General features: G+C 62.8%; 20 protein-coding genes. 3 read left to right on the forward strand and 17 right to left on the reverse strand.

Translation table 11 applies throughout. The features are described 5' to 3' along the window. The first annotated feature begins 19 nt into the window (after positions 1-19). From IEI94_RS01010 to IEI94_RS01020, 3 genes are all read left to right on the forward strand, one after another. On the forward strand, positions 20-499 hold the full coding sequence (locus IEI94_RS01010) for a helix-hairpin-helix domain-containing protein (protein ID WP_191164707.1): 480 nt from the start codon (positions 20-22) through the stop codon (positions 497-499). A 338-nt stretch (positions 500-837) separates the two neighbouring features. Continuing rightward, positions 838-2136, forward strand: coding sequence for a DEAD/DEAH box helicase (locus IEI94_RS01015; protein WP_191164709.1), 1299 nt, complete (start codon positions 838-840; stop codon positions 2134-2136). A gap of 235 nt (positions 2137-2371) precedes the next feature. Beyond that, the gene (locus tag IEI94_RS01020) at positions 2372-3640 is read left to right on the forward strand and encodes an EAL and HDOD domain-containing protein (RefSeq protein WP_191164711.1); all 1269 of its coding nucleotides are present in this window, start codon (positions 2372-2374) and stop codon (positions 3638-3640) included. Positions 3641-3663: 23 nt separating this feature from the next. On the opposite strand, the gene IEI94_RS01025 is transcribed toward IEI94_RS01020, so the two are convergent. The 17 genes from IEI94_RS01025 to cheA all read right to left on the reverse strand — a co-directional run bounded on the left by IEI94_RS01025 (position 3664) and on the right by cheA (position 26610). After that, a complete protein-coding gene (locus IEI94_RS01025; RefSeq protein ID WP_191164713.1) occupies positions 3664-4359 on the reverse strand; it encodes an RNA polymerase sigma factor FliA in 696 nt (231 codons plus the stop codon). 111 nt (positions 4360-4470) lie between these two features. Continuing rightward, a complete protein-coding gene (locus IEI94_RS01030) occupies positions 4471-4926 on the reverse strand; it encodes a flagellar protein FlhE (RefSeq protein ID WP_191164715.1) in 456 nt (151 codons plus the stop codon). Further along, on the reverse strand, positions 4923-5441 hold the full coding sequence (locus IEI94_RS01035; protein WP_224749851.1) for a hypothetical protein: 519 nt from the start codon (positions 5439-5441) through the stop codon (positions 4923-4925). Before IEI94_RS01035 ends, IEI94_RS01030 begins: the two co-directional genes overlap by 4 nt. A gap of 10 nt (positions 5442-5451) precedes the next feature. Next, positions 5452-7782: a flagellar biosynthesis protein FlhF gene (gene flhF, locus IEI94_RS01040; protein ID WP_191164719.1), complete on the reverse strand. Its 2331-nt coding sequence runs from the start codon at positions 7780-7782 to the stop codon at positions 5452-5454. A 49-nt stretch (positions 7783-7831) separates the two neighbouring features. Further along, on the reverse strand, positions 7832-9916 hold the full coding sequence (gene flhA / locus IEI94_RS01045) for a flagellar biosynthesis protein FlhA (protein ID WP_191164720.1): 2085 nt from the start codon (positions 9914-9916) through the stop codon (positions 7832-7834). Next, positions 9913-11097 carry a flagellar biosynthesis protein FlhB gene (gene flhB / locus IEI94_RS01050; RefSeq protein WP_191164722.1) on the reverse strand — a complete coding sequence of 395 codons (1185 nt, stop codon included), beginning with the start codon at positions 11095-11097 and terminating at the stop codon, positions 9913-9915. Before flhB ends, flhA begins: the two co-directional genes overlap by 4 nt. Positions 11098-11252: 155 nt before the next feature. After that, the gene (gene cheZ / locus IEI94_RS01055) at positions 11253-11942 is read right to left on the reverse strand and encodes a protein phosphatase CheZ (RefSeq protein ID WP_191164723.1); all 690 of its coding nucleotides are present in this window, start codon (positions 11940-11942) and stop codon (positions 11253-11255) included. Between the two features lie 55 nt (positions 11943-11997). Then, a complete protein-coding gene (gene cheY, locus IEI94_RS01060; protein WP_191164724.1) occupies positions 11998-12387 on the reverse strand; it encodes a chemotaxis response regulator CheY in 390 nt (129 codons plus the stop codon). Between the two features lie 82 nt (positions 12388-12469). After that, on the reverse strand, positions 12470-14176 hold the full coding sequence (locus IEI94_RS22485; protein ID WP_191164725.1) for a methyl-accepting chemotaxis protein: 1707 nt from the start codon (positions 14174-14176) through the stop codon (positions 12470-12472). 87 nt (positions 14177-14263) lie between these two features. Then, on the reverse strand, positions 14264-15325 hold the full coding sequence (locus tag IEI94_RS01070; protein ID WP_191164726.1) for a protein-glutamate methylesterase/protein-glutamine glutaminase: 1062 nt from the start codon (positions 15323-15325) through the stop codon (positions 14264-14266). Positions 15326-16127: 802 nt separating this feature from the next. After that, the gene (locus IEI94_RS01075; protein WP_191164727.1) at positions 16128-16826 is read right to left on the reverse strand and encodes a LuxR C-terminal-related transcriptional regulator; all 699 of its coding nucleotides are present in this window, start codon (positions 16824-16826) and stop codon (positions 16128-16130) included. 481 nt (positions 16827-17307) lie between these two features. After that, positions 17308-18180: a CheR family methyltransferase gene (locus IEI94_RS01080; protein WP_224749882.1), complete on the reverse strand. Its 873-nt coding sequence runs from the start codon at positions 18178-18180 to the stop codon at positions 17308-17310. A 5-nt stretch (positions 18181-18185) separates the two neighbouring features. Continuing rightward, complete coding sequence (locus tag IEI94_RS01085; protein ID WP_191164728.1) at positions 18186-20402, reverse strand: methyl-accepting chemotaxis protein; 2217 nt, start codon at positions 20400-20402, stop codon at positions 18186-18188. A 44-nt stretch (positions 20403-20446) separates the two neighbouring features. Further along, a complete protein-coding gene (locus IEI94_RS22840; protein WP_318153332.1) occupies positions 20447-22141 on the reverse strand; it encodes a methyl-accepting chemotaxis protein in 1695 nt (564 codons plus the stop codon). 190 nt (positions 22142-22331) lie between these two features. Beyond that, entirely contained in the window at positions 22332-23942 is a 1611-nt protein-coding gene (locus IEI94_RS01095) for a methyl-accepting chemotaxis protein (RefSeq protein ID WP_318153333.1), read from the reverse strand. Between the two features lie 41 nt (positions 23943-23983). Continuing rightward, the gene (cheW, locus tag IEI94_RS01100) at positions 23984-24481 is read right to left on the reverse strand and encodes a chemotaxis protein CheW (RefSeq protein WP_191164729.1); all 498 of its coding nucleotides are present in this window, start codon (positions 24479-24481) and stop codon (positions 23984-23986) included. Next, positions 24478-26610: a chemotaxis protein CheA gene (gene cheA / locus IEI94_RS01105; RefSeq protein WP_191164730.1), complete on the reverse strand. Its 2133-nt coding sequence runs from the start codon at positions 26608-26610 to the stop codon at positions 24478-24480. The genes cheW and cheA overlap by 4 nt, the downstream gene beginning before the upstream one ends. Between the last annotated feature and the right edge of the window lie 17 nt (positions 26611-26627).

The following is a 26627-nucleotide window of genomic DNA, read 5'->3' on the forward strand; positions in this document are numbered from 1 at the left end:
CCGCCAAAGGACTCATGACATGGACGATCAGCGTCAACAGCAGCACGCCCTGGCCCTCGACCTCAAGGCCCGAGCAGAGCGGGTCGAGCACGCCCTCACCCAGGCCATCGACAGCCAGGACACCACCGAAAAGCGCGCCCTGCTGGGCCAAGCCCTCGAGGACATCGTCGCTCTCGAAGCCTTGACCCAGGCGCACCCCGAGATCCAGCTGCCGCCGCTGGCGCGAATCCGCCAGGGCATGGCCGGTCTGGCCCTGATGCTTTATCAGCAGGGCGCCTGCGATGGCCTGAGCGAGGACCAGCAGCACGCCTTCCTCGACGCCCATGCCGCCCCGCTCACTGCCGTCGACGGTGTCGGTACGGTCACCGCCCGCCGCCTGCTGCTGGCCGGCGTGACCAGCATTGAAGCACTGCGCGCGCTATCGCGTGAGCAGCTGGAAGCCATCCCCGGCATTACCAATGCCACCCTGGCGCGCCTGCAGGCCGGCCTTAGTCAGTAAGGGAGCAATTGCCCCTAAGCGAAGGGCGCCGGGGACAGGCCGAAGAGGAGGTTTCGATGCCAGGGATGGCATCGGTAGCGCCCAGGGATGGTTTACAGCGCCTCCTCGCAGGCCTGTCGACGGATCAGCCCGAGCGGTGCCACCCACCTGCAATAGCATTGGAAACAGCTAATCCTTTAGTGCAAGACAACGCGATGTCTGTCATCATGACGCGCTGCGGCACTTCACGGTCCCTTCTTGCCGCGCCTGTCATCGATTTTTCCCACGATGTGTCCCGGGACTCACGCTTCTCACACCCAGGAGAGGCGAGCGGTCACCTCGTGATATCCGGAGTTTGCATGAGCTTTTCCGACCTCGGCCTACGGGCCGAACTGCTGCGCGCTGTTGACGAACAGGGCTACACCACCCCTACGCCCATTCAGCTGAAAGCGATCCCTGCGGTGCTCCAGGGCCGCGATATGCTCGCCAGCGCCCAGACCGGCACCGGCAAGACCGCCGGCTTCACCCTGCCGTTGCTGCAGCGCCTCGCCGACGGCCCGCGCCCCAAGCCGCGTCAGATCCGTGCGCTGGTGCTGACTCCAACCCGTGAGCTGGCCGCGCAGATCGGCGAGAACGTCACCGGCTATGGCCGCTACCTCAAGCTGCGCTCCCACGTGATCTTCGGCGGCGTCGGCCAGCAGCCCCAGGTCGACGCCATCCGCGGCGGCCTGGATATCCTGGTGGCGACGCCGGGCCGACTGCTCGACCTGCATCAGCAGAAGCACGTCGATCTGTCGCAAATCGAGACCCTGGTGCTCGATGAAGCCGACCGCATGCTCGACATGGGCTTTATCCACGACATCAAGAAGATCCTCCGCGTGCTTCCCAAGCAGCGCCAGAACCTGCTGTTCTCGGCGACCTTCTCCGACGAGATTCAGCGTCTCGCCGGCGGCCTGCTGAACAACCCGGAGATGATCGAGGTGGCGCGTCGCAACACCACCGCCGAGCTGGTCGATCAGGCCGTCTACAAGGTCGACCGCGAGAAGAAGCGTGAGCTGCTGGCCCACCTGATCAGCACCCAGCAGTGGAACCAGGTGCTGGTATTCACACGTACCAAGCACGGTGCCAACCGGCTCGCCGAGCAGCTCTCCAAGCAAGACATCCCGGCCATGGCGATTCACGGCAACAAGAGCCAGTCGGCACGCACCAAGGCGCTGGCATCGTTCAAGGCCGGCGACCTGCGAGTGCTGGTCGCCACCGATATCGCCGCCCGCGGCCTGGATATCAGCGAGCTGCCCCACGTCGTCAACTTCGAACTGCCCAATGTTGCCGAAGACTACGTGCACCGCATCGGGCGTACCGGCCGTGCCGGTAGCGAGGGCAAAGCGGTATCGCTGGTCTGCGTCGACGAGCACGGCCTGCTCAAGGGCATCGAGCGGCTGATCAAGCGCGACCTCGAGAAGCACATCGAACCCGGTTTTGAGCCCGACCCCAACGCCAAGCCCGAGCCGATCGAGAACGGCCGTCGCGGCCAGCAGAAACGCGGCAACGGTGGCGGCCAGCGTGCCAGCGGCAATCGCAACGACCAACCCCGCCGCAGCGCTGATGACACCCGCGCGCCACGCCGTCGGCGCGGCGGTCGCTCGCAGCAGGCCTGAATGGGCTGGATATGCTGATCACACGGCCACCCTCCCGGGTGGCCGTTTTTTTTGAGTGGAAATGCGTTCGGCATGCGAGGCGTTCACCGTGGCCGGCGCCAACGCCCCTTAGTTCGCACTAGCCAAATTGTCAGTGTCGACGGTGACGAGTAGTATCCTACTCATCCCCCAGGATGAGAACGAGGCATGACAGTCCGCCATCGGGGCCCGACCGGATCGAACGCAGGGAACCAACGTGCCATCACGCAGCGACACTCCTCTGGCCAACGCGATCGCCAGCGATGACCTTGCCGAAGACAGCTACTGCATTGCGCTGCAGCCGGTGTGCGATGCCGATTTACATCACATCGGCGACGAACTCCTCTACCGCGCCAGCGCTAGCGACGACAGCGCCACTATCACCGATCCGCTGCTGGCCACCGCTCGAGCCAGCAGCATGGCTATCTACGAGATCGGACTCGACAAGCTGATTGGTGAACGGCTGCTGTTTCTCAAGGTGTCCAGAGAGTGGCTCGAACGGCCGGAGCTGCTGCCGTTTCCGGCCAACAATGTGGTCATCGAAGTCCTTGACGACGGCACGCCACTCAACGACCTTACCAACGCCTTGGCGCAGATCAAACAGCGCGGTTACCAGCTGGCCCTGGACGCCAGCGCCGTGCTTCAGGGAGACATCGAGACCCTCAGCGGTATCGCCGATATCATCAAGTTCCGTCTCGACGAGGGCATCACATCCGAGCGCCTCGACGCCTTCCGCTCCGCCGACTGCCAGCTGCTCGCCCAACGCCTCGAAACCCGCGATCAGATAGACGCCGCGCGTCGGGCCGGCTGTTCGCTACTGCAGGGGTTCTTCTTCGCCCAGCCAAGCAATGTTGCCCCTCCCACCGCGAGCCGGCGCAGCAATCCCAGCATTCAGATCAAGCTGATTCGCGAGCTCTACCGCGAGATGGTCAACACCGAGCGCCTGGCTGACATGATCGCTCAGGACCCACACCTGTACCTGATCGTCATCAAACGCGCCAACTCAAGCTACTACGCCCAGACTGGGGGTAGCAGCCTGCGCAGAAGCCTGCACGTGCTCGGTATCAATGAACTGCGCACCCTGGTCGCCACGGTGATGCTGGCCCAGAACGGCCCGGTGTCACGCCTGGCGCTCAAGCACGCCCTGACCCGCGCCACCATGTGCAAGCATCTGGCCGCGCCCTTCCCCCAGCTCGATCCGGAAGACGCCTTCACCACCGGCCTGTTCTCGCTGATGGACACCATGCTGGGAATCGGGATGAGCGCGCTGCTCGACGAAGTCGAACTGAGCGATTCCATAAACGCCGCGATTCGCGACGGCAGTGGCCAGCTCGGCGCTATTTTGACCATCGCCCGCGACTACCAGGCCTTCGTCGCTCTCGATGCAGAAGATTCAGGGATGCCGCCCAATGCGCAGTTGAGGACGGCCTATCTGGGAGCGCTGCAGGAGACGCAGGCGCTGATGAGCAGCCTGCAGGAGGAGTAGCGGACGTCGCGGTCCGCCAGGGATCAGGTCAGCCGCGCCTTGAGACGCGTCACTGCCTGACTGTGCAGCTGGCAGACCCGCGATTCACTGACGCCGAGTACCGCGCCAATCTCCTTGAGGTTGAGCTCTTCTTGATAGTAGAGGCCCAGGAGCAGTTTCTCGCGCTCGGGGAGCTGTTCAATCGCTTCTACCAATCGCTGGCGCTGCTCGCCATCGACCAGTGCAGCAAAGGGTGACGGCGGTGCGCCCTCGCCGTTCCCCGGCTCCACGCCCTCTGCCACCATCTCCTCGTAGGGCAGCAACTGGCCGCCGTTGGTGTCGCCTAGCAGCTGATGGTACTCAGCAAGTTCGACGCCCATCTCGTCGGCGATTTCCTGCTCTTCGGCGGCACGCCCCAGGCGCTGCTCGGCTCGCCGCAGGGCCTCGTCCAGGGCTCGCGCATTGCGCCGAACGCTGCGCGGCACCCAATCGCGGCTGCGCAGCTCATCGATCATCGCCCCACGAATGCGCTGACTGGCATAGGTGGCAAAGCTCGCCCCCTGCCCCGCATCGAAACGATTGAGACAGTCGAGCAGCCCGACCATGCCGGCCTGGATCAGGTCGTCGAGTTCGACGCTCGCCGGCAACTTGACCTGCATGGCCAGCGCCTGGCGGCGCACCAGCGGCAGATACTGCTCAAGCAGTGCGCCTTGATCGATCTTGCCCTTTGCCGTGTACATCGCTATCGCTGCGACCTCAGTCAACCTGGAAATCGAATCGCACCCCTAGGGGCAGAGCCATCATGCTGGCATTATCCCGCGATGGGGCAAACCGCCATGCCAAGAATAGCCTCACTGCCCGACGGTTTTTTGCGCCTTTGCCTCGACCGGCCGACGATAGTCGACGAACACCTGCAGCTCGCTGATCTGTGCCGGCCGGCTCCCCGCCCCAAGCCGAAAGCGAAACGTCAACGGCTCGCTTGCTGACAGTCCCGCCAGCGCCTCGCTGCGACCCCGCGAGCTGCCAAGACGCATGCAACGCTGCGGATGGCATAGCCAGGCCTGGTACGCCGTGCCCGGTGGCGTGGCGTACTGCCAGCCCACCTGGGAAATCTGCGCCCGCGCCGGGACGCCTGGCCCCGGCGCCAGCGGCCGACTATGCGTGTCGCGACCGGGTACCGCCACTCGTACGCCATCGGTCTCGGCAATCCAGCTGCCCGACACCGCGGCGGTATCCGCCATGCCCCACTGCGCGCAGGCAGCCAGCACAGCCAGCGCACCCAGTCTGGGCACCCACGCCGCCCTCATGTACCGCTCCCCGCGGCGCCGGGCTTTACCAACAACAGACGGATGCCGAGAAACTCGGCGGCGGCCTGACGCAGATTGTTGAGCAGGCCGCGTGACGTGCTCAGGCGTGGATGCAGCGCCATCAGACAGCTCGGCCCGCCACGCTCGGCGAGCTGCTTGAGCAAACGGTAGCTACGCCGAAAGGCCTCGGGATCGCTGTCGATCCATAGCGCCCAGCGCATCTGCTGTTCCGCCAGCACGGGCAGGTGGTGACTGTCAGTGGTCAACGGCACCACTCGCCAGGCACTTGGCTCGCCGACCCAGGCTTGTCCCTGACGCCGCCACGACTCCAGCAGACGGTAGACGGGTGCCGCATCGTTAGCAGGCAGTCCTACCACCATCAGGGTACGCCGGGCCATGGCAGACTCGACCTGCCGGGTACGTGACGCCCCGGGCGGCGATGACGCCACCGGCTCCGCAGCGGAGGATTCACCCGCCCACTGGCGCAACCCTGCCGCCTGATCCTTGAACGACATGCTCGACATCTCAGGCGGCCACCTCACGGAAGACATCCCGCGCCGTCAACAGATGGATCAACGCATCGAGCAGGGACGCCGCCTGCCGGCTGCGTTTACTGCCCAGCAGTGTCAGCAACTGAGCGCGCACATCCATCGCCCACTCGCCCTCGTCCTGAGCCAGATTGAGCGCTACGCAGGCCAAGCCGTAAGCAAGCTGCAAGCGCAGCTCGGCGTCGCCGGCGCCGAAACCGGCGTCGATCACGCCCTGCCAGGCCCGACGCGTCAAGCCAGGCATCTCCGCCAGCATCAGCTGCTGGGCAATCAACGACTGCGGCGGAGTATCGGATGCTAGTGATGTCAGCCAGTAGCGGCATGCCAGTCGCTTACCGCTGTCGAGATCCACTGGTATCGCAGTCAACAGCGATAGCGGCGGCACCTCCAGGCCACTGCGGGCGGCATGGCTGACCGGCAGCTGATGCAGCGCCAGCGACAAGCGTCGCCCCTGATGGCGAATTGTCACCTCACTGTGTGGCGACGCCTGCGTCACCAGCGCACCTACCGGGATCCGCTGGCCGTCGACCAGCACTCGCTGGTTCGGTTTGGTTGCAGCCAACCACGGCAGCTGCCAGGCGCTGAGCCAGCTCAGCGCATCTCCCGTCGGCAAGGAGGCCAGCACGTGGGCCTCAGGCCCCAGCTGCTGAGCGCTCCACTCGAACCGCTCGAGATCCCCCGCCGGAAGGCGTTGGGTCTGCCAGCCGCTGGCCAACAGCCGACCATCGGCGCTGGTCGCTCCACACGGCAGCCGCCAGTCGCAGCCGTTCACCCGCTGAGTGCCCCACAGCAGGGTCAATCCGTGACTGTCACCGGTCTCACGAGCCGCTGCCAGCTGAGCGGCATGCAGTCCATCCAGGGCGCCGCGCTGGCGCTCCAGGGGCTGGCACGCCAGCTGCCAGGCGCCCTCGACCAGCGCAAAGCCGGGCTGATGAGCGCGTAGCGCATCGAGCGCTGCCCGCAGTGCTCGGCCCTGGCCCAACAGCCCCCGCGACAGCGCCGTCAGGCGCTTCTGGCCACTCGCCGCCGGCTCGCGCAGCGCACTGAACTCGGGGGTAAACGGCGAATCTCCCTCGACCCGCAGCGCCTCGGCGACCAGCGCCGCCGCGTCGGCCAGGCTCAGGTCCTCCGGCACCTGCTGACCATGCGACTCATAGTGCAGCGACAGGCCGTGGCGAATCACGCTATCCAATAGCGGCCCCAGCCTTGCCGCCTCATCGCGCTTGGTCAGAATGCAGTCATCGAGGCGATTGTTGGCCGCCCGCGCCGCCTGACGATAGCTGACAATGACGTCCTCGAGCGTATCGCCATGGCTGGCGGCGTTGAGCAACAGCAGCAGCCGCACTCGGCGACCGCTGGCGGAGAGCTGCTCGATCTGTTGCACCAGACGCCCGTCGCGCTGGCTCATGCCGACGGTATCGATGATCACCAGGCGTTTATCGGCAAGCCGCGCCAGGGTCTCGTCGAGCGGCGCGTCGGCGTCCTGTGCGTGCACCTCGACGCCCAGCAGGCGCGCATAGATACGCAGCTGCTCATGGGCGCCGATGCGATAGCTGTCGGTGGTCACCAGCGCCACACCGTCGCTGCCGTGACGCATCACGTAGCGCGCGGCGAGCTTTGCGGTCGTCGTCGTCTTGCCAACCCCGGTGGGGCCGACCAGGGCAATGACCCCGCCTTCATCGAGCAGCGCCGCTTCATCACGCGGTGCGCTGAGGCGTGCGCTGAGCTGACGTGCCAGCCAGGCGTCCTGGGCATCGCTGTCGGTGGCCGCATCCAGCTCGGCCGGCAGTTCGGCCAGCAGCTCAGCCGCCAGCCGCGGACCGACCCCGGCCGACCACAAGCGTTGATACAGCCGCGCCAGGGGGTCGCGATCGCCGTGCTGTTCGCGCTGCTGGCGCCCCAGCATGTCACGCATCTCCTGCATTTCACCGAGCAGGCGCTCGCTGAGCGCAGCAAAATCTGGCTGAGCGGGCGCTGTCGGCTCGGCGGCGGGACGAGTCTGCGGTTCGGCTTGACGCGGCGCTGCCGTGCGCGCCGCCGCCTGGCTGGCATAGGCCCGCGCCTGGCGCGACGCATCGGCGGGAGAGCGCAGCCCTGCCACTGGCTCACGGGAAGACGTCTCAGCGGAGGGCGACGGCGCCTCATTCGGCGAGGTCATCCGGCCATGGGCCTCGTCGGCCAGGGCAAGCACCTCAACGCCACCCTCGACGTCGCGGTTGGAGAGGATCAGCGCATCGTCGCCCAGGGCGGCGCGTACCTGGCGCATCGCCTCGCGGCTATTGACGCCGAGAAACCGTTGAACACTCATCGCACAGTCCTCGCTTGCTGGCATTTAGTGACATGATCGAGCAGGCGGCTCATCCGCGGGCTCCCACCGTGCTGGTGACACGCAGGGTGCGATCGTCGGGAATCTCGGCCTGGGACAGCACCACCAGGTGGCGTAGGCGACGCCGCAGGAAGCGCGCCAGCACCGCGCGCAGGTTGTGCTGCACGACCAGCACCGGCGGCTCGCCGGCCATCTCCTGATGGCTCAGCGCCTGCTCGGTCTCGGCCATCAGGGTATCGGCCAGGCCGGGCTCCAGGGCCCCGCCGTTGTTCATCGCCTGCATAAGCACCTGCTCGAGGTTGGCATCCAGGCCGATCACGTGCAGCTCCTCGTCGCCGGGGAACCACTGCTGTGTAATCGAGCGACCCAGCGCCACCCGCACCACCTCAGTAAGGCTGGCGGCATCGCTCTGCGGACCGGCATGCTCGGCCAGGGTATCGAGAATGGTACGCATGTCGCGAATCGACACATCCTCGTCGAGCAGGTTCTGCAGCAGCCGCTGCAGGGTGGTGAGGGTGATCGCCTTGGGCACCACATCCTCGACCAGCGACTTATTGTCCTCGCCGAGCTTGTCGAGCAGCTGCTGCACCTCGCTGCGGCCAAGCATCTCGCTGGCGTGACGATGCAGCAGGTGATTGAGGTGGGTGGCGACCACGGTGCCGGCATCGACCACGGTATAGCCATACACCTGGGCGTGCTCGCGTTGCGCGGTATCGATCCACACCGCCGGCAGGCCGAACGCCGGATCAGTGGTCGCGGTGCCCTCGACGTGACCCGACACCTGGCCCGGATCGATGGCCAGCCACTTGCCCGGGAAGGCGTCGCCGCGTCCTACCTCGACACCCTTCAGCGAAATCACGTAAGTGTTGGGACCCAGCTCGAGGTTGTCGCGGATATGCACCACTGCCGGCAGGAAGCCGACGTCCTGGGCAAATTTCTTGCGCACGCTCTTGATGCGCCCCAGCAGCTCGCCCTGCTGGCGATGATCGACCAGCGGAATCAAGCGATGACCGACTTCCAGGCCCAGGGTATCGACGAGTTGCACATCGTCCCAACTGGCCTCCGGTGCCTCGGGTGGTGGTGGCGGTGCAGCGCTGATCTCCTGCTCGGCCAGCTCGGTCTCCTTACGCCGCATCAGCCACCAGGCCAGACCGCCCAGTAGCACAGTAAAGAACAGGAACACGAAGTTAGGCATCCCCGGCACCATACCCAGCATGCCCATCACACAGGCTGCCAGGATCAACACCTGGGGATTGACGAACAGCTGACTGATCATCTGCTGGCCGACATCTTCATCGGTAGTGACGCGGGATACCGTCACACCTGCCGCAGTGGAGATCACCAGTGCCGGGATCTGCGCCACCAGGCCATCGCCAATGGTCATCAAGGTATAGGTACGCGCAGCGCTACCGAAATCCATGCCGTGCTGGAGCATGCCGATCAGCAGGCCACCGATGATATTGACCACCATGATCACCAGGCCGGCCATGGCGTCGCCGCGCACGAACTTGCTGGCACCGTCCATGGAGCCGTAGAAATCGGCCTCCTGAGCCACCTCGGCGCGCCGCTTGCGGGCGTCGTCTTCGCCGATCAGACCGGCGTTGAGGTCGGCGTCGATGGCCATCTGCTTGCCGGGCATGGCATCCAGCATAAAGCGAGCGCCGACTTCGGCAATCCGCCCGGCCCCCTTGGTGATGACCATGAAGTTGATGATCACCAGGATCAGGAACACCACCAGGCCAACCGCGAAGTTGCCGCCGACCAGAAACTGGCCGAACGCCTCGATCACCTTGCCCGCCGAGTCTCCACCGCTATGCCCTTCCATCAGAATCACGCGGGTCGAAGCCACGTTCAGCGACAGCCGCAGCAGGGTGGTGAACAGCAGAATCGCCGGGAAAGCGGCGAAGTCGAGCGGCTTCTGGGTAAACATGCTGACCAGCAGCACCATCACCGCTAGCGCGATATTGAAGGTGAAGAACATGTCCAGTGCGAATGGCGGCAGCGGCAGGATCATCATCGACAGGATCATGAGGATCAGGATCGGGCCGGCCAGCAGTTTCATGTGCACGTCGCCCATCCAGTCGCGACGGCCCAGCAGATCAGTCAGCGCTCTCATCGAGGCTCCTCGGTAACATCATTCTCTCCAGATGCCGCGCCATTCGGCGCCTTGGCATCGAGTTCAGCCGGGACCGGCAGGTCACTGGGCGTATCTGGCATTTCCTCCACCCCGTCATGGGCACGCTTGAGGCGGAACGCCCAGGCCAGGACCTCTGCCACCGCGGTATACAGCTCAGCCGGAATCTCACGGTCGAGATCGACATGGTGATAGAGCGCCCTTGCCAGCGGCGGCGCCTCCAGCAGCGGCACCCCGTGCTCCTCGCCTAGCTCGCGGATTCTGCCGGCCACCGCATCGGCCCCCTTGGCCACCACCCGCGGCGCCGACATCAGCCCATCGTCGTAGCTCAGCGCCACCGCGTAATGGGTCGGGTTGGTGACGATCACGTCTGCCTCGGGCACCTTGCTCATCATGCGGTTGCGCGCCATCGACTGCTGCTGGGAGCGGATCCGCGCCTTGAGATGCGGGTCACCCTCGGTCTCCTTGTGCTCGCGCTTGACCTCCTCCTTGCTCATGCGCAGCTTCTTGGCATGGCTCCAGAGCTGGTACGGCACGTCGATCAGGATCACCACCACCAGTGCCAGGATAGCCAGCCCACAGGCCAGCGCCGCCAACTGCATGGCACTGGCCAGGGCCTGCTGGATCGGCTGATCCATCAGGCTCAAGTATCTGCCGCGGTTGGTGTAGAGAAAGGTCAACGCCACACCGCCCACCAGCGCCGACTTGGCGATCGCCTTGAGCAGCTCGATCACCGCCTGCACGCCGAACATCCGCTTGAGGCCCTTGAGCGGGTTGAGCTTTGACAACTGCGGCTTGAGCGACTTGGCCGAAATCAACCAACCGCCGAGTAGCGCCGGGGCCACCAGCGCCACCAGCATCAGCAGCAGGAATAGCGGCAGCATTGTCAGCAGCGTGTGCTGGCCGATATTGAATATGTGCGTCAACATCGGCATTACCTCGAAGGCGTGCCGACGCTCGAACAGAAACGCCTGCTCCATGGCCAGCCCCAGCTGGTCATAGAGCATCGCCCCCATGGTATAGAGGCCGATCACGCCGCCCAGCAGCAGCATGAAGGTGGTCAACTCACGGGAACGCGCGACCTGACCATCATCGCGCGCCTTCTGCAGGCGTCGCGGCGTGGCTTCTTCGGTCTTTTCCTGATCGCTGTTCTGGTCGGCCATGGCGCGTAGGCGTCTTCACGAAGCTGAGGGGTGGACGCTGGCCATTGTCGAGAAAGAGAGGCAAGGGTGATACGCCAAAAAGCGCGGCGAATCGTGGCTTTATTCACGACTACCGCGCTGCGGGCGCTATCTGGGGGAGAGTATCTACTGCCGGCCTAGAAGCCGAGGTCGTCTAGCAGGTCGTCGACCTGGTCCTGGGAACTGACCACGTCGGCACCTTCCGGCTTGATCTGCGGTCCGTTGAGCAATGACTCCTCGCGCTTCTTGGCATCGGCTTGCCACTGACCATCGGCGCGGCGCTGGAGCTTCTCGCGCTCTTCGCCTGCGGGCACGCTATCGAGCAGCACCTGCACCAGCTGATGCTCGATCTCACGGATCATCTCCATCATCTTCTTGATGACCTGGCCCGTCAGATCCTGGAAATCCTGTGCCATCATGATTTCCATCAACTCAGCATTGGTGGCCTGAGTCTGGGCCGGCACCTTGCCGAGATAGGCGCGGGTATCCTGGACCAGTGCCTTGGCCTCGTCGAGCTCCATGGGATTCTCGAACCAGGCCTGCCACTGCTTGTCGAGCGCCTCGGCCTGTTCGCCCATCGCATCCTGAATTGGCTGAGCGCGGTCAATCGCATTGAGCGCCCGTTCGGCGGCCTGCTCGGTCATCGACGCCACATAGCTCAGACGGTCGCGAGCGTCGGGAATTGCCTCCGCAGCACGCTCGATCTCCTTCTCCAAGCCCAGCTCGCGCATGCTTTCGCGCAGCATTCGGGTCAGGTGGCCGATGCGCTGAACCAGATCATCGCTGCCGGCCGCCCCCTGGGCAGACGCACGCTGTGCATCGCTCATAATCGTTTTCTCCTTGAGGCCGGCTAATGGCCCACGGTGAGTGAATTCACCCCGCTCACATACCCAGCTTTTCGAAGATCTTGTTGAGCTTCTCTTCAAGGGTCGCGGCAGTGAACGGCTTGACGACATAGCCGTTGGCGCCGGCCTGAGCGGCGGCAATGATATTTTCCTTCTTGGCCTCGGCGGTCACCATCAATACCGGCAGGTCCTTGAGGGCATCATCGGCGCGGATCTGCTTGAGCATCTCCAGACCATCGAGGTTGGGCATGTTCCAGTCCGAGACCACGAACTCGAAATTGCCGCTGCGCAGCTTCGACAGCCCGTCCTGACCGTCTTCGGCCTCTTCCACGTTGGTGAATCCCAGCTCCTTGAGCAGGCTACGTACGATCCGACGCATGGTCGGAAAATCGTCCACCACCAGAATACTCATGTTCTTGTCGGCCATTGGTCTTCCTCGTTACGTCATGGCGGTCAATCAGGGCCGGCGGCGCCGGCCCGCTTAGGTCATTGCGTCGTTAGCGACGCGATCAGAACTCTTCCCAGTCGTCTTCGGTCACGGCTTCGCGGCGCGAGCGCTTGGCTGGCTCAGGCGCCTTGGACGACGGTTGCGCCAGTCGGGCAGGCGTCTCACGGTCGGCGTCACGCTCACCCACAGGCAGCGCCTGGTGCTGAGCGCCGCCCTGGATGCGGAACACCGCCACCGCCTGCTCGAGACGATTGGCCTGGTCTTCAAGCGATACCGCCGCTGCCGCCGCCTGCTGCACCAGCGCAGCGTTCTGCTGGGTCACCTCATCCATCTGACTGACGGCCTGGCTGACCTGCTCGATACCGTCACTCTGCTCCTGAGAGGCCGCCGAAATCTCATCCATGATATCGGTGACGCGTTTGACCGCGGCCACCACCTCCTGCATGGTCTCGCCGGCCTGCTCGACCAGCGTCGACCCCTCCTGCACCTGGGATACCGAGCTCTCGATCAGCCCCTTGATCTCCTTGGCGGCATCGGCACTGCGCCCGGCCAGGTTGCGCACCTCACCAGCCACCACGGCAAAGCCACGGCCCTGCTCGCCGGCCCGCGCCGCCTCCACCGAGGCGTTGAGCGCCAGAATATTGGTCTGGAAAGCGATCGAGTCGATCACCCCGGTGATATCGGCGATCTTCTTGGAACTGCCGGAGATACCATGCATGGTGGTGATGACACGATCAACCACCTCGCCGCCGCGGCCGGCTGTGCTCGAGGCCTCGAACGCCAGCCCGCTGGCCTGACGGGCGTTGTCGGCATTCTGCTTCACCGTCGCGGTCAACTCTTCCATGCTGGTGGCGGTCTCCTCGAGGGAAGCGGCCTGCTGCTCCGTACGCGAGGAGAGGTCGGCGTTACCGCCAGCGATCTCGCGAGTGCCGACATGGATCGAATTGCTGCTCTGGCGCACGTCGCCGACGATGCGCATCAGACTCTGCTGCATATTGCGCATCGCGTTGAACAGCTGGCCGATCTCATTGCGGCCCTTGACCTGAATCTCCTCGGAGAGGTCCGCCTCGGCAATCCGCTCCAGGCTCTCCACCGCCCGTCCCAACGGTTTGACCAGCAGCGCCCGCAGCACCACGAACAGCACCATGACCAGCAGCGCCACCAGCACCAGCATGGCGATCTCGAACCAGGCAAATAGCTGGGACTGACTGTCATAGGACTCACGCTGCTCCGCGATGCGCTGGTCAGCATGCGTCACAAACGCTTCGGACGCCTCGGCCAGTTGGGCACCGGGCGCTTCCATATCCGCCCTTACCTGGGCAAAGCCACTGGTATCCATCTGGTCCAGGCTCTCGACCTGCTCTGTGGCCATTACCAGCAGCGTCTCGAAATGGGTAATGACAGGCGCGGCCAGGGTCTCTCCCTCAGGGCTCTTAGGCGCGTCGATAAAATTCTGGAGCCGTACCTGAGCGCGCGCCAGGAACTCTTCGGCGGTCTCGCCCGCCTCGCGAGCGTCCCCCATACGGCCAACCATCATATGCCCCAGACCCGCCTCCAGGTTGACCCGCCCCTGGTTAAGCAACGCCTCGGCGCGGTTGAACTCGTTGAGCTGATGATCGCTGACCAGTGTTTGCAGATCGATGGTCTGGTTGGCGCTGCGCGATTCCAGCGTACTCAGCACCAGCAGCGCACCGAACATCACGATAAAGGCGGCCAGTACCACGTTTACCAGCAGGCTGATCTTGAGGTTGCGCAATAATCCCATCATCCCGGCGTTTCCTTAATGGTATTTTTTATGCCAATCCGGCCGCTAAGCGACAGACTGGCGTTGTTCTCATGGGTGGGGCGTACCACCCTATACGCGCTGGGCACGGCCCGACGCTGCCACTAGCGCCATCAGGCGCGGGGCAACGTCATCGAGGCTGACCACCTCGGCGGCACCGCCCAGGGCAATCGCCTCGCGAGGCATGCCAAACACCACGCAGCTCGCTTCGTCCTGGGCCAGGGTCACTGCGCCGGCCTGCCGCATGGTCAACAGGCCCTTGGCGCCGTCCTTGCCCATCCCCGTGAGCAGCACGCCGATGGCGTTGCGACCCGCCTGCTTGGCCGCCGAATCGAACAGCACATCCACCGACGGCCGATGGCGATTGACCGGCGGTCCATCGTTGAGCCGCACTACATAATTCGCGCCGCTGCGCGCCAGCTCGAGATGCTGATCACCGGGGGCGATATAGGCATGCCCAGGCAGCACCCGCTCGCCCTCCTGGGCCTCCTTGACGGTGATCCGACACAGCTTGTCGAGACGCTCGGCAAACGACCGAGTAAACCCCCCGGGCATGTGCTGAGTGATCAGAATCGCCGGACTGTTGGCGGGCAGCGGTTCCAGCACATGCCGAATCGCCTCAGTACCACCGGTTGAGGCGCCAATGATCAGCAGCTTCTCACTGCTGATCAGAGGCGCCTTGAGCGCCTTGGGCGCCGGACTGTCACTGCGTCGCGCCTGACGCGGCCGTGAGCGTGCCGCCGCACGTATCTTGTCGGCGATCAGCTCGGCGTAATCGAGCATCCCACTGCGAATCCCCAGAGCCGGCTTGGCCAGGAAGTCCACCGCACCAAGCTCCAGCGCGCGTAGCGTCACTTCCGAGCCGGCCTGGGTCAGCGACGAGACCATCAGTACCGGCATCGGCCGCAGCCGCATCAGCCGCTCGAGAAAATCGAGACCATCCATGCGCGGCATCTCGACATCCAGGGTCAACACATCAGGGTTGTGCTGCTTGATCAGATCGCGTGCGGCGAGCGGGTCAGGTGCTACCGCGACCACTTCCATATCGTCATGGCTATTGACGATTTCGCTGAGCAGATCACGAATCAACGCAGAATCATCGACACATAGCACCTTGATCTTGGCTGCACTCAAGGCAGACCTCCTTAACAACAACAAGCCGCGGCCACACCTCGTGAGGCACCATGACTCGAGATATCGGCGCGTGTCAGGAAGACTTTAGGCGTTTGCGGAAAATCCGTATGGAAAGTGCGGGGTGAGGAGCCCATTCTGCCCCTAGCGTCCAGGACGAGATGGCCCGCGCCGATGTAAGCATGCGGATTGGGTCTCTACGCCATGGCTTGCGCTGCTTGCTGGTACGGCGCACCCGCCAGGACTGGACCCGATACGGATGCGCAAGCGAGTGCTTGCTATTAATGCATATGAGTCATAGGCGAACGACACATGAGCCGAATGGGGAATAGACTCCACGGCTATCAATCGGTTTGATGATATGGATAGCGACAGCCATTTCATCACCCTCTCGTTCGGACCCTCAACGAATGATAAATATTATCTTGAGTATAATGATCATTCGTTCTTAGAGGGCCAGCACCAGTCTTACGCACGGCTGCAGCACGCTGCGGCAGAGGACTAAACGTGAGGATAAAGAAATTCTTTTACCACGCCGGAGGTAGTGCATGCACTCGCATGAACACCATATGATAACTTCACTTATCCACACCAAACACGATAGAAATACCGCGACTAGCATTCGGAGCTGTGGTGTCTCTTACAAACCTGCGGCAGTGGTATCTGGGCATGTTGAAACTGATCGCCTGCCGGAGAAATCTCGCCCTCTTCCATGATCTGTTATCGTCGGTGATGACGTGGCATCCTCGTCACCACGAGCAGGGGCAGACTCAATAGCGGGTGGAGCTTGAGACCGCCAACCTGTTCATGTGTAGCTCACATTCGAATTTATCAGCTTGCTGCTGTACGCGCCTAGAGGAGGTGGCACGCCAAGGTGCTGCCTTGCCCAGTTGGCCGCCTGAAGACGGTTGTGAACATTGATCTTGCGAAATATGTTATAAAGGTGTGACTTGACAGTATGCTCGCTAACGAATAGCTGATCGGCCATTTCCACGTTGGAAGCCCCAGAGCCGAGCAATCCGATGATCTCTAGTTCGCGCTGTGTAAGTCCACAAGCGGGACGTCGGTAGGAATTAATATGATGGAGACGGTAGTTGTCGATCAATCGTGCCATCAATGAGCGTGACATCCACATGTCACCCACCAGCAGCGTCTCGATTCCCTTGCAGATTAATTCCAGCGTATCATTTCGATAGAACACGCCATGCAAGTTCATGAACATCGAAAGCTCTTGGGCGTGGTCTTCGTCCTTGAGATTCAACGCCGTCAGCATCCATTCAGGATGGTCAAAGTAGGACGTCTGCCATGCTTGCATGACACTCCCTTCCAGATGGTCATGATCCAGAAGCACCACGGTTCTCCCCCCACCACCTACTTCCATGAAATCATTGGTGGATACGATTAGTACGGGGCATTCGAGTTGACGATGAAGATAGTCGACAAATAGTTGTGACTGAGGATTGTGCTCCGTGACCAGCAGGACCGTTCCTTTGCCTTGGCTCATCGTACCTGTCTCCGGTGATGTGAATGTAGCCGGGCTTAGACGCACGGCGCGAGATACACCCCACTAAACGTCATGATGGCTCAGCAACCCATATTAGTAAAGTTATGTTACCTAGCGTGTTTTTACCATACTGCAGTACCACTTTTCTAATACCAGAGTTTTTTCCATTAAAAACATGCAGATAACACGGATCAGCGCAGTGGTGCAATGCAACGACACCCTCCATCATCACTTTTTCGTAACAGATGTGTTAGCGTCGCGTGTTTGACATCCTCTCTATTCAGCAAGTTCGGGGCGCTCTATCGCCGAGCGACATACCGTGTTATCTACCAAAATGGCAATATTGATAATCATTCACAAGCGCCGACGCCGCCATTGTCGTCGGCCCTACGCTGGGGCCGTCTGGGCGATGGGGTGAGTTGCAGTGATGCGGAGAGAGCCGTTAGAGGAGGCAGCCCCTACGACAGAGGGGCCGCCACGCTCAACGCGCCGGGTTGAGCACGTAGACGGTTTGGCCTCGCAGCCGAAACGCCTCGCTGATATAGGAAAAGTTCTCGGAATGTCCTGCAAACAGCAAGCCGTCGGGCTTCAACAGCGGAGCAAAACGCGCCAGGATCTTGGCTTGGGTCGTCTTGTCGAAATAGATCATGACGTTGCGGCAGAAGATCGCGTCGAAGGGCCCCTTCACCGACCAGTTCGGCGCCAGCAGGTTGAGCGGTTCGAAGTCGACCATCTCAGTCAGTTCGGGACGCACCTTGGCCAGGCCAATCCGCTCTCCTCCGCCTTTGAGAAAGAAGCGCTTGGCCCTCGCCTCATCGAGCTTACGCACCTGCTCCATTGGATAGATGCCGGCGCGGGCGCGCTCCAGGGCGTCGGTATCGATGTCGGTTGCCACCACCCGTGCCTCCTTGGCCCGTGGCCCAAGCGCTTCCGTCAGACACATGGCAATCGAATACGGCTCCTCGCCGGTCGACGCTGCCGCGCTCCAGACCCGGACCGGGCCGCTCTGACGCGCCACATGCTCGGCCAGCAACGGAAAGTGATGCGCCTCACGAAAGAACGCGGTGAGGTTAGTAGTCAAGGCGTTGGTGAAGGCCTCCCACTCCTTGGCCGCCGGCTGACGCTCGAGCCGCGCCAGATAGTCCCCGAAGCGCGTAAGGCCGTGATGGCGCAGACGCTTGGCAAGACGACTGTAAACCATCTCGCGCTTATGTTCGGCAAGTACGATACCGGCGCGCTGGTAAATCAGCTCACGGATGCGGGTAAAATCGCTTTCAGTGAGCTCGAGATCCCGCTCCAGTAGGCTACTACTTGAGGCCCAGCCGGATCCGCTGGCCTCCTGTCGCGGCGGCAGTCTGCTCAAAACTCCTCCCAATCATCAGCGGTAGCCGGCTGAGACGCCTTGGCGGTGGGTTTATGCCGTGCCTGGGTATCACGCGCTTCGCCATCATCGATGCGCTCGACCTGACGCTCGATGCGCTCTGCTCGGGCCTCGACGCGCTGTTCCAGATGCTGGAGCGAGGCGTTCGCGGCCTCGGCGCGCTTTACCTCCTCCATACCCGCACCACGCAGGCGGAAGGCTGCCACCGCGTTGGCCAGCATCAGTGCCTGGCTCTCAAGCTCGGCGGCAGCATGCGCCGAGGCCTGAACCCGGGCGGCATTCTGCTGGGTCACTTCGTCCATCTGGGCGATGGCCTGGTTGATCTGGGTGATCCCGCCACTCTGCTCGTCCGAGGCGGCGGTGATCTCACCCATGATGTCGTTGACCCGAGTGGCCGAGGACACCACCTCGCCAATCGACGTCTCGGCACGCTTGACCAGCTTGGCACCGCTGTCGATCTCGGCGTTCGAACCGTCGATCAGCTGGCGAATCTCGCGGGCGGCATCGGCGCTACGCCCGGCCAGGCTGCGCACTTCGCCGGCGACCACGGCGAAGCCGCGGCCCTGTTCACCGGCCCGTGCCGCTTCCACCGAGGCGTTGAGCGCCAGGATGTTGGTCTGGAACGCGATCGAGTCGATCACACCGATGATCTCGCTCATCTTGCGCGAACTCTCGGTGATGCGCTGCATGGTCTCGACCACGTCGTTCATCACCTCACCGGTGCTACGCACGCTGCTGGCATTTTCCACCGCCAGGCCGCTGGCCTGTCGCGCATTGTCGGCGTTCTGGCGCACGGTGGCGGTCATCTCCTCCATGCTCGACGCGGTCTGCTGGAGCGAAGCGGCCTGCTGCTCGGTGCGCGACGACAGATCCTCGTTACCACTGGCGATATCACGCGCCGCCGGCGTTACCACCTTAACGCCCTGATTGACGTCGCCGACGATACTGCCAAGACTCTTGCGCATGGTATCCAACGCACCGAGCAGTCGCCCGACTTCATCGTTGCGGCGCGCCGGCACTTCAGCGGCAAGGTTGCCACCGGCAATCTGCAGCGTGAAGTTCATCGCCTCGCGCAACGGCCTGACCACCGCGCGAATGGTCATCAGCCCCATACCGATCAGTAGCAACAACCCTGCCAACAGCACCCCAGCCTGAGCCACCAACATCATCTGCTGGCCGGCCTCGGCTTCGGCGGCCAGCGCCTGGGCATCGGCCTGCTTGTCGGCAATCAGCGTATTGATATCGCCGGCCAACTCCTGGCCCACTTCGTTACTGATCTCGTTGTGGGCGGTGTAAGCCTGATAGTAGTCGCGCTCTTCCAGATAGTGCACCGACATCATCAGGCCATCTTGCATGACGTGCTCGAGCTGTTCGCCGAACGCTGCCACCTCAGGTGTCTGGTTGATTTCGCGGGCAGTGAATTCGGCCCAGATCTCGTCGATGCGATCAACCACCGCCTGAGTATCACGTCTCGCGGCCTCGACGTCGGCGCTCATGGCGTTGCTGATCGGTCGATCCATGCCTTGCCGCCCCTGGGTCAGCAGCTGGTCGACCTGCTGCAGGCGCGCGACATCCCCGAGACCGTCGCGGTTCAGCGTCTGCAAACGCTCGCCGGAAACCTGCAGCCCGTAGAGCCCCAGGCTACCGCTAGCCACCAGCAGCGTCACCGCCACCACCACCATGCCGGTCATTCTGGCGCGTAGGGTGCGCAGGTTGATCCGCGCCGCCATTCCCGCCAGCCCACGCCGCCGCAGCGCGCCACGCTCCAGGGTCAGATGCTTGCCCTGGCCTTCGCGGAGCTGTCGATAGGCGGTCTCGGCACGCTCGATCGCGTCACGCTCGGCCTTGATCCGTACCGAGGTATAGCCGGCCACCTGGCCGTTCTCGATGATCGGTGTGACATTGGCATCGACCCAATAGTGGTCACCATCCTTGCGCCGGTTCTTGACCAACCCGCGCCAGGTCTCGCCGGCCTGCAGCGTCTGCCAAAGGTTGGCGAAAGCCTCGGTCGGCATGTCTGGATGGCGCACCAGATTGTGCGGCGCCCCAATCAACTCCGCCTGGGTAAAACCGCTGACCTCGATAAAGGCGGGATTGGCGTAGGTAATACGCCCCTTGAGATCAGTGCGCGAAATCAGGAAATGCTCATCGTCGAGCACATATTCACGCTGCGTAACTGGCTGATTATTCTTCATTCTATTTCCCCCGGAACTGCCGCGACGATGATCGTTGACATGGTTTAAAAGGCTTCCCACTCGGTTTCTGGCTGGCGCGAGCTGGCCCGTGGCGACCGCGGCCGCTCCTCGGGCGCACCCAGTGCCGGACGCGAGGCCTCCAGGCGAGCGGTACTGGCCCGCTCGGCCGTCTGAGCCAAGCGGAAGGCCGACACGGCCTCACGCAGCCGGCTCGATTCCAGCTCGAGTTCGCTTGCCGCACTCGCCGCCTGCTGTACCAGCGTGGCGTTCTGCTGGGTCACCTGATCGAGTTGGGTGATAGCCTGATTGACCTGGCCGATACCGTTGCTCTGCTCCTGGGAGGCCGACGCGATCTCATCCATGATATCGGTGACCTTCTGCACCGAGTCGACGATCTCGGTCATGGTCTTGCCGGCCTGATCCACCAGCGTGGTACCCGCCTCGACCTTGCTCACCGAGGCCTCGATCAGCGTACGGATCTCGCGGGCCGCCTCGCCGCTGCGCCCTGCCAGGTTGCGCACCTCACCGGCGACCACCGCAAAGCCACGGCCCTGCTCGCCGGCGCGCGCCGCTTCCACCGAGGCGTTGAGCGCCAGGATGTTGGTCTGGAAGGCGATCGAGTCGATCACCTTGATGATCTCGGTGACCTTGTGCGAGCTCTCACTGATCTCGCGCATGGTGCTGACCACGTCGCCGACCACCTCGCCCCCACGGCTGGCAGTCTGCGAGGCAGTGGTAGCCAACTGGCTGGCCTGGCGAGCGTTATCGGCGTTTTGGCCGACTGTCGAAGTGAGCTCCTCCATGCTCGAGGCGGTCTCCTCGATGGACGCGGCCTGCTGTTCGGTGCGCGCGGAAAGATCATTATTGCCGTGCGCGATCTCCTGGGAGCCGGAGAAGATCGACTGGCTGCTGGTGCGCACACTGCTGACCGTGGTCGAAAGCCCCTCCTGCATATGCTTGAGAGAGGCGAACAGCTGGCCGATCTCGTTGTTGCCGCGCTGCTCGATGGATGCCGACAGGTCGCCCTTGGCGATCTGCTCGAAGTGCGCCACCACTCGCTTGAGCGGACGAATCACATTGACGGTCACACCCCACAGTACGATCACGATGGTCGCGGCCGAGGCAAGCAGCACGGCGATGATGGCGTACTGCACCAGATCCGCGACCCGATTGAAGCCTTCATAGAGAGACGCTCCTTCCGCTTCGGCGGTGTGGAAGAAGGCCACTGAATCGCTGTAGAACCGCTCGGTAAGGCGATTGCTGTCCGCCTGAAGATCGCGATAATCCGCTAACCGATTGGCGGCCAGTGCCGCTTGCTGGGGACGCAGCGCGTCCTCCATCAGGGCCCTGTAGCTGGCCTCGACCTCCTCGATCAACACCAGATGCTGCTCCCGCACCGGCAGTGCCAGAAATTCGTCGAACACCGCATCGACACGGTCAAGCTCGGCAGACATGCCGGCGGCGCGCTCACGGGCCGTCTCGGTCTCACCTCGGCCGGAAGCAGCTTCGAGTGCCTCCCCCACATCCGCCATCGCCAGGCGTGCCGACAGCAGCTGAGAGTTGGCACGATTGAGCGTCGACTGTTGATCGACGTTGACCTGATTGAAGGTCGCCATCGCCCCCTGCCCGTGATTCACGGCATACAGGCCGAGTGCACTAAGCACGCCAACCAGCACCGCAAACACGGCCAGTACCAGGCCCCAGCTCACTCGTACCGTCATGTTGTCGAGTAACTTCACGTCAGTTGTTTCTCCATTTCGACATTACCAACCCCCATCGGCGCTAGCTCGCCAGCGCACAGGCATGCTTAAAAGGGCCACTTATCAACTATCGGCAATAAAGCCCAGGTCTTTAGACTGAAAGGGAAATATCCAAATAAAACAGGAGGCCGAAGCCTCCTGAGGTGGTCACGAGCAGCCACGCTGGTGATCAGGTGGTCGCCTCGGGCAGCTGCAAGCGTGCAGTAGGCTGCCACTGATAGTCGCCAGCCCGCGACTCGGCATCCGCAATGCGAAAGCGTGCGATGTGCTGTCGTAGCTGACTGCTCTGCGCCTCCATGCGCTGGGAGGCCGACGCGCTCTCCTGCACCAATCCCGCATTCTGCTGAGTCATTTGATCCATCTGGGTGACGGCCTCGTTGACCTGCTCGATGCCGTGACTCTGTTCGACAGAGGCAGCCGAGATTTCGCTGACCAAGGTACTCAGTTGAGTGATGCTATCGACCATCCCGGTGATGATGGCACCGGTATCACGGGCTTGCTCGCTGCCTGCCGCGGTCTGGTTATCAGAGTTCTCGATCAAGGACTTGATCTCGCTCGCCGCCTCGGCGCTCCGGCTGGCCAAGTTGCGTACCTCTCCAGCCACTACGGCAAAGCCGCGCCCCTCCTCGCCAGCACGGGCCGCTTCGACCGAGGCATTGAGGGCCAGAATATTGGTTTGAAAGGCGATTGACTCGATGGTATCGACAATCGTGCTCATCTGGCTGGCACTGGCGTTGATGCTCTCCATGGTGGAGACCAGAGTCTCCATGGACTGCCGGCCGCGATGGGCGCTGTGTGACGTATCCTCGGCCAGCGAACGCGCATGCTCGGCGTTCTCGGCATTCTGCTTCACTGTCGCCGTCAACTCTTCCATGCTCGAGGCCGTCTCTGCCAGGGAGGCCGCCTGCTGCTCGGTGCGAGCCGACAGCTCATCGTTGCCTGCAGTGATCTGCACCGCAGCCGAGCTAACGTCATCGGCGCTGCGGTTAATATCGCCGATAGTGCTAACCAGCGCCTCGCGCATGCGGTTGATATCGTATAGCAGACTGTCGCGATCACCCTCTCTAAGTGCAGCTTGATGCGTCAGGTCACCATCTGCGATGAGCGTTACCACTTCAGCCGCATAGCGGGGATCGCCGCCTAGACGCCTGGAAACATCGCGAATCACCAGCCCCATCAGCAGTGTCAGGGGCACCCCGATCGCCAGCAGGATGACTGCCGAGCGCAACAGACCGGTTATGAACGCAGCGTTGATGTCGTCGATATAGACACCGGTGACGACATACCAGTCCCACTCTGGAAAACGCTCTACATAGCTGACCTTGGCCGATTGCTCCTCACCCCCTGCGCGACGCGAGTAATACTCGACGAAGCCGCCCCCCTCACTGCGTGCTATATCGAGTAGATTGGCATAGGTACGGTTACCCCGTGGGTCCTCGAATCCACTCATGTCATCGCCAGCGCTGCGCCTGGCGTGGGACACGATATGCATCTCGCTGTCGAAAGCGAAGATATATTCGTCTTCCCCGAAGCGTACGCTATCCAGATTGGCCAGTGCACGCTGCTGAGCCTCCTCCTCGCTCAGCTCACCGGCCACGACACGCTGCTGCAGCGATTCCAGCTGACTCATGACGCTCTCGATGACGTAGCGTACGCTATCGCGCCGTTCGCTCTCGATCGTCTGGCGATTCTCCCAATTCATCCATCCAACCAGCATCAGCATTGCCAGCCAGATTCCTCCAAGCAAACTCCACAACTTCTTGTTCGTCGTCATCTGCATTACTTCACGATTCCTCTACGACAAGCCGTGACGTTTGCGCCTTACTCGGCGACATGATCGACCAACGCCATCTCTTCACTGGTTAGCAGCTTCTCGATGTCGACCAGCACCAGCATGCGATCCTCGAGACTGCCCAGCCCGCTGAGATAGTCAGACGACAGGGTGACGCCGAACTCGGGTGCCGGCTTGATCTGTTCCGGCGTCAGGCTCATCACGTCGGACACCCCGTCGACCACGATGCCGACGATACGCTCGCCGACATTGACCACGATCACCACGGTCTGGCCGCCGTACTCGACGCTGTCGAGGTGGAATTTGATGCGCAGGTCGACGATCGGCACGATCACACCGCGCAGATTGGTGACGCCCTTGATGAAATCTGGCGCATTGGCAATCCGCGTGACGTTTTCGTAACCGCGAATCTCCTGCACCTTGAGGATATCGACGGCGTACTCCTCTTCGCCCAACGAGAACACCAGAAATTCACGGCTGTGCGCATCGGCGGCAGCGACGTTAGCGGCATTGAGGTTGCTGGTCATGACGGTTCTACCTCCTTGAAAGGCACGGGGGCGTTGACGCCCGCGGGAAAACGTGAGGCGTGACGCGCCTCTTTCTTGGTTCGACTCAGGCGGTGCATGTCGGCGATATCGAGGATCAGCGCAACACTGCCATCGCCGAGGATGGTCGCGGCAGACACGCCGGGGACCTTGCGATAGTTGGTTTCGAGATTCTTGACCACCACCTGCTGCTGACCGATCAGATCGTCCACCAGCAGCGCATAGCGACGCCCCTCACCCTGCACGATCACCGCAATCGACTCGGTGAGCTTGGTTCGCGCATTTTCGACATCGAGCACCTCATGCACGGCGATCACCGGCAGGTACTCATCGCGCACCTTGAGCAGGATGTCGTCGCCGGCCATGGCGTACAGCTCCTCCTCGGTAGGCTGCAGTGACTCCAGCACCGCCCCCAGTGGCAGGATGAAGATCTCTTCTCCGACCTTGATCGACATGCCGTCGAGGATCGCCAGGGTCAGCGGCAGCACGATGCGCGTGGTGGTACCCTCGCCGGGACGTGACAGAATCTCGACGTGACCGCCCATTGTCTGGATATTGCGTTTGACCACGTCCATGCCCACGCCGCGTCCGGAGACGTCGCTGACTTCCTGGGCAGTGGAGAAACCCGGCGCGAAGATCAGCTGCCAGACCTCGTCGTCGCTCATGCTGTCCGATACGCTAAGGCCATTCTCGCGGGCCTTGGTCAGCAGTTTTTCACGATTGAGGCCGGCGCCATCATCGATGACCTCGATCAGGATATTGCCGCCCTGATGCTGAGCGGAAAGGGTCAGCCGGCCGGTGCGTGGCTTGCCTGCCGCCTCGCGCTTGTCGGGCGTCTCGATGCCATGGTCGAGGCTATTGCGGACCAGGTGGGTCAGCGGATCGATGATGCGCTCGGTGAGGCTCTTGTCGAGCTCGGTGGACTTGCCCTCGGCGACCAGCTCCACATCCTTGTCGAGCTTGGCTGCCAGGTCGCGCACCAGTCGCGGAAAGCGGCTGAACACATAGTCCATCGGCACCATGCGGATCGACATCACGGCCTCCTGCAGATCCCGCGCATTGCGCTGCAGCAGGCTCATGCCGTTGACCATCGCCCCATGCGCCACGCCATCCAGCTCACTGGCGGTCTGGTCGAGCATCGACTGTGTGATGATCAACTCACCGACCAGATTGATGATCTGGTCGACCTTGTCGACCGGGACCCGTATCGAGGTCGACTCGCCGGCGCCGCCCTTGGCCTTGGGCTTGCTGCTCGGCGGCTTGGCGGTCACGGTCTTCGCTGCTGATGCAGCAGGTGTTTCGGTTTCGGTTTCGGCCTCGGCCTCGGCCTCGACCTTCGCCGGTGGTTGTGTCGGCGCCGGCGGCGGCGGTGTATCGCCCTGCTCGCCCTGAGCAGCAGCTGCAGAAAGCGTACGCACCTCGACCTGATCGGGGTCGATGATGAAACACATCACCGCCTCGATATCATCGGCGCTGGCACTGGTGTCGAGGGTTACCAGGTAACGCTCGCCGTCGCTGCGCTGTGACAGCACTTCGCCCAGTTGCCCCAGCTCCTCGACCAGCAGCTCACGATCCTTGTCGGCCACCTTGACCAGCGCCACCTCGAGATGGTCGCCGCTTGGCGCCGCATCGCCAGTCTCTTCGGGTTCCGGCTCAGCAGCCGCCGTCAGCGTGGGTTCCGACTTGGCTGCCGGTGCCGGCGCGCCCTCATCCACATCGACGCCCATCTCATCGAGCGCCATCTTTTGCAGAGTCTGACAGATCCGTGCATAAGCTTCGGCGTCAGGCTGTGCGCCGTTTCGGTAGGCATCCAGCTGGTCGTGAAGCATATCCTTGGTTTCCAGAAAGGTGTCGACGATGTCGCGGCGCAGCGCCAGCTCACCGCGACGAGCATGATCGAGAATGTTCTCGAACAGATGGGTGGTGTGCTGCAGCACATCGAAGCCGAAGGTCCCGGCGCCGCCCTTGATCGAGTGGGCGGCACGGAAGATGGCATTGAGCTGCTCGGCGTCTGGATCGTCGAGATCCAGCTCCAGCAGATGCCGCTCCATATCGCCGAGAAGCTCTTCGGCCTCTTCGAAAAATGTGTCGTAAAAGTCGGTGATATCCATGCGCGTTCCCTGAATAG

The organism is Halomonas sp. ML-15 (genome assembly GCF_014779595.1).
Lineage (GTDB): Bacteria > Pseudomonadota > Gammaproteobacteria > Pseudomonadales > Halomonadaceae > Franzmannia.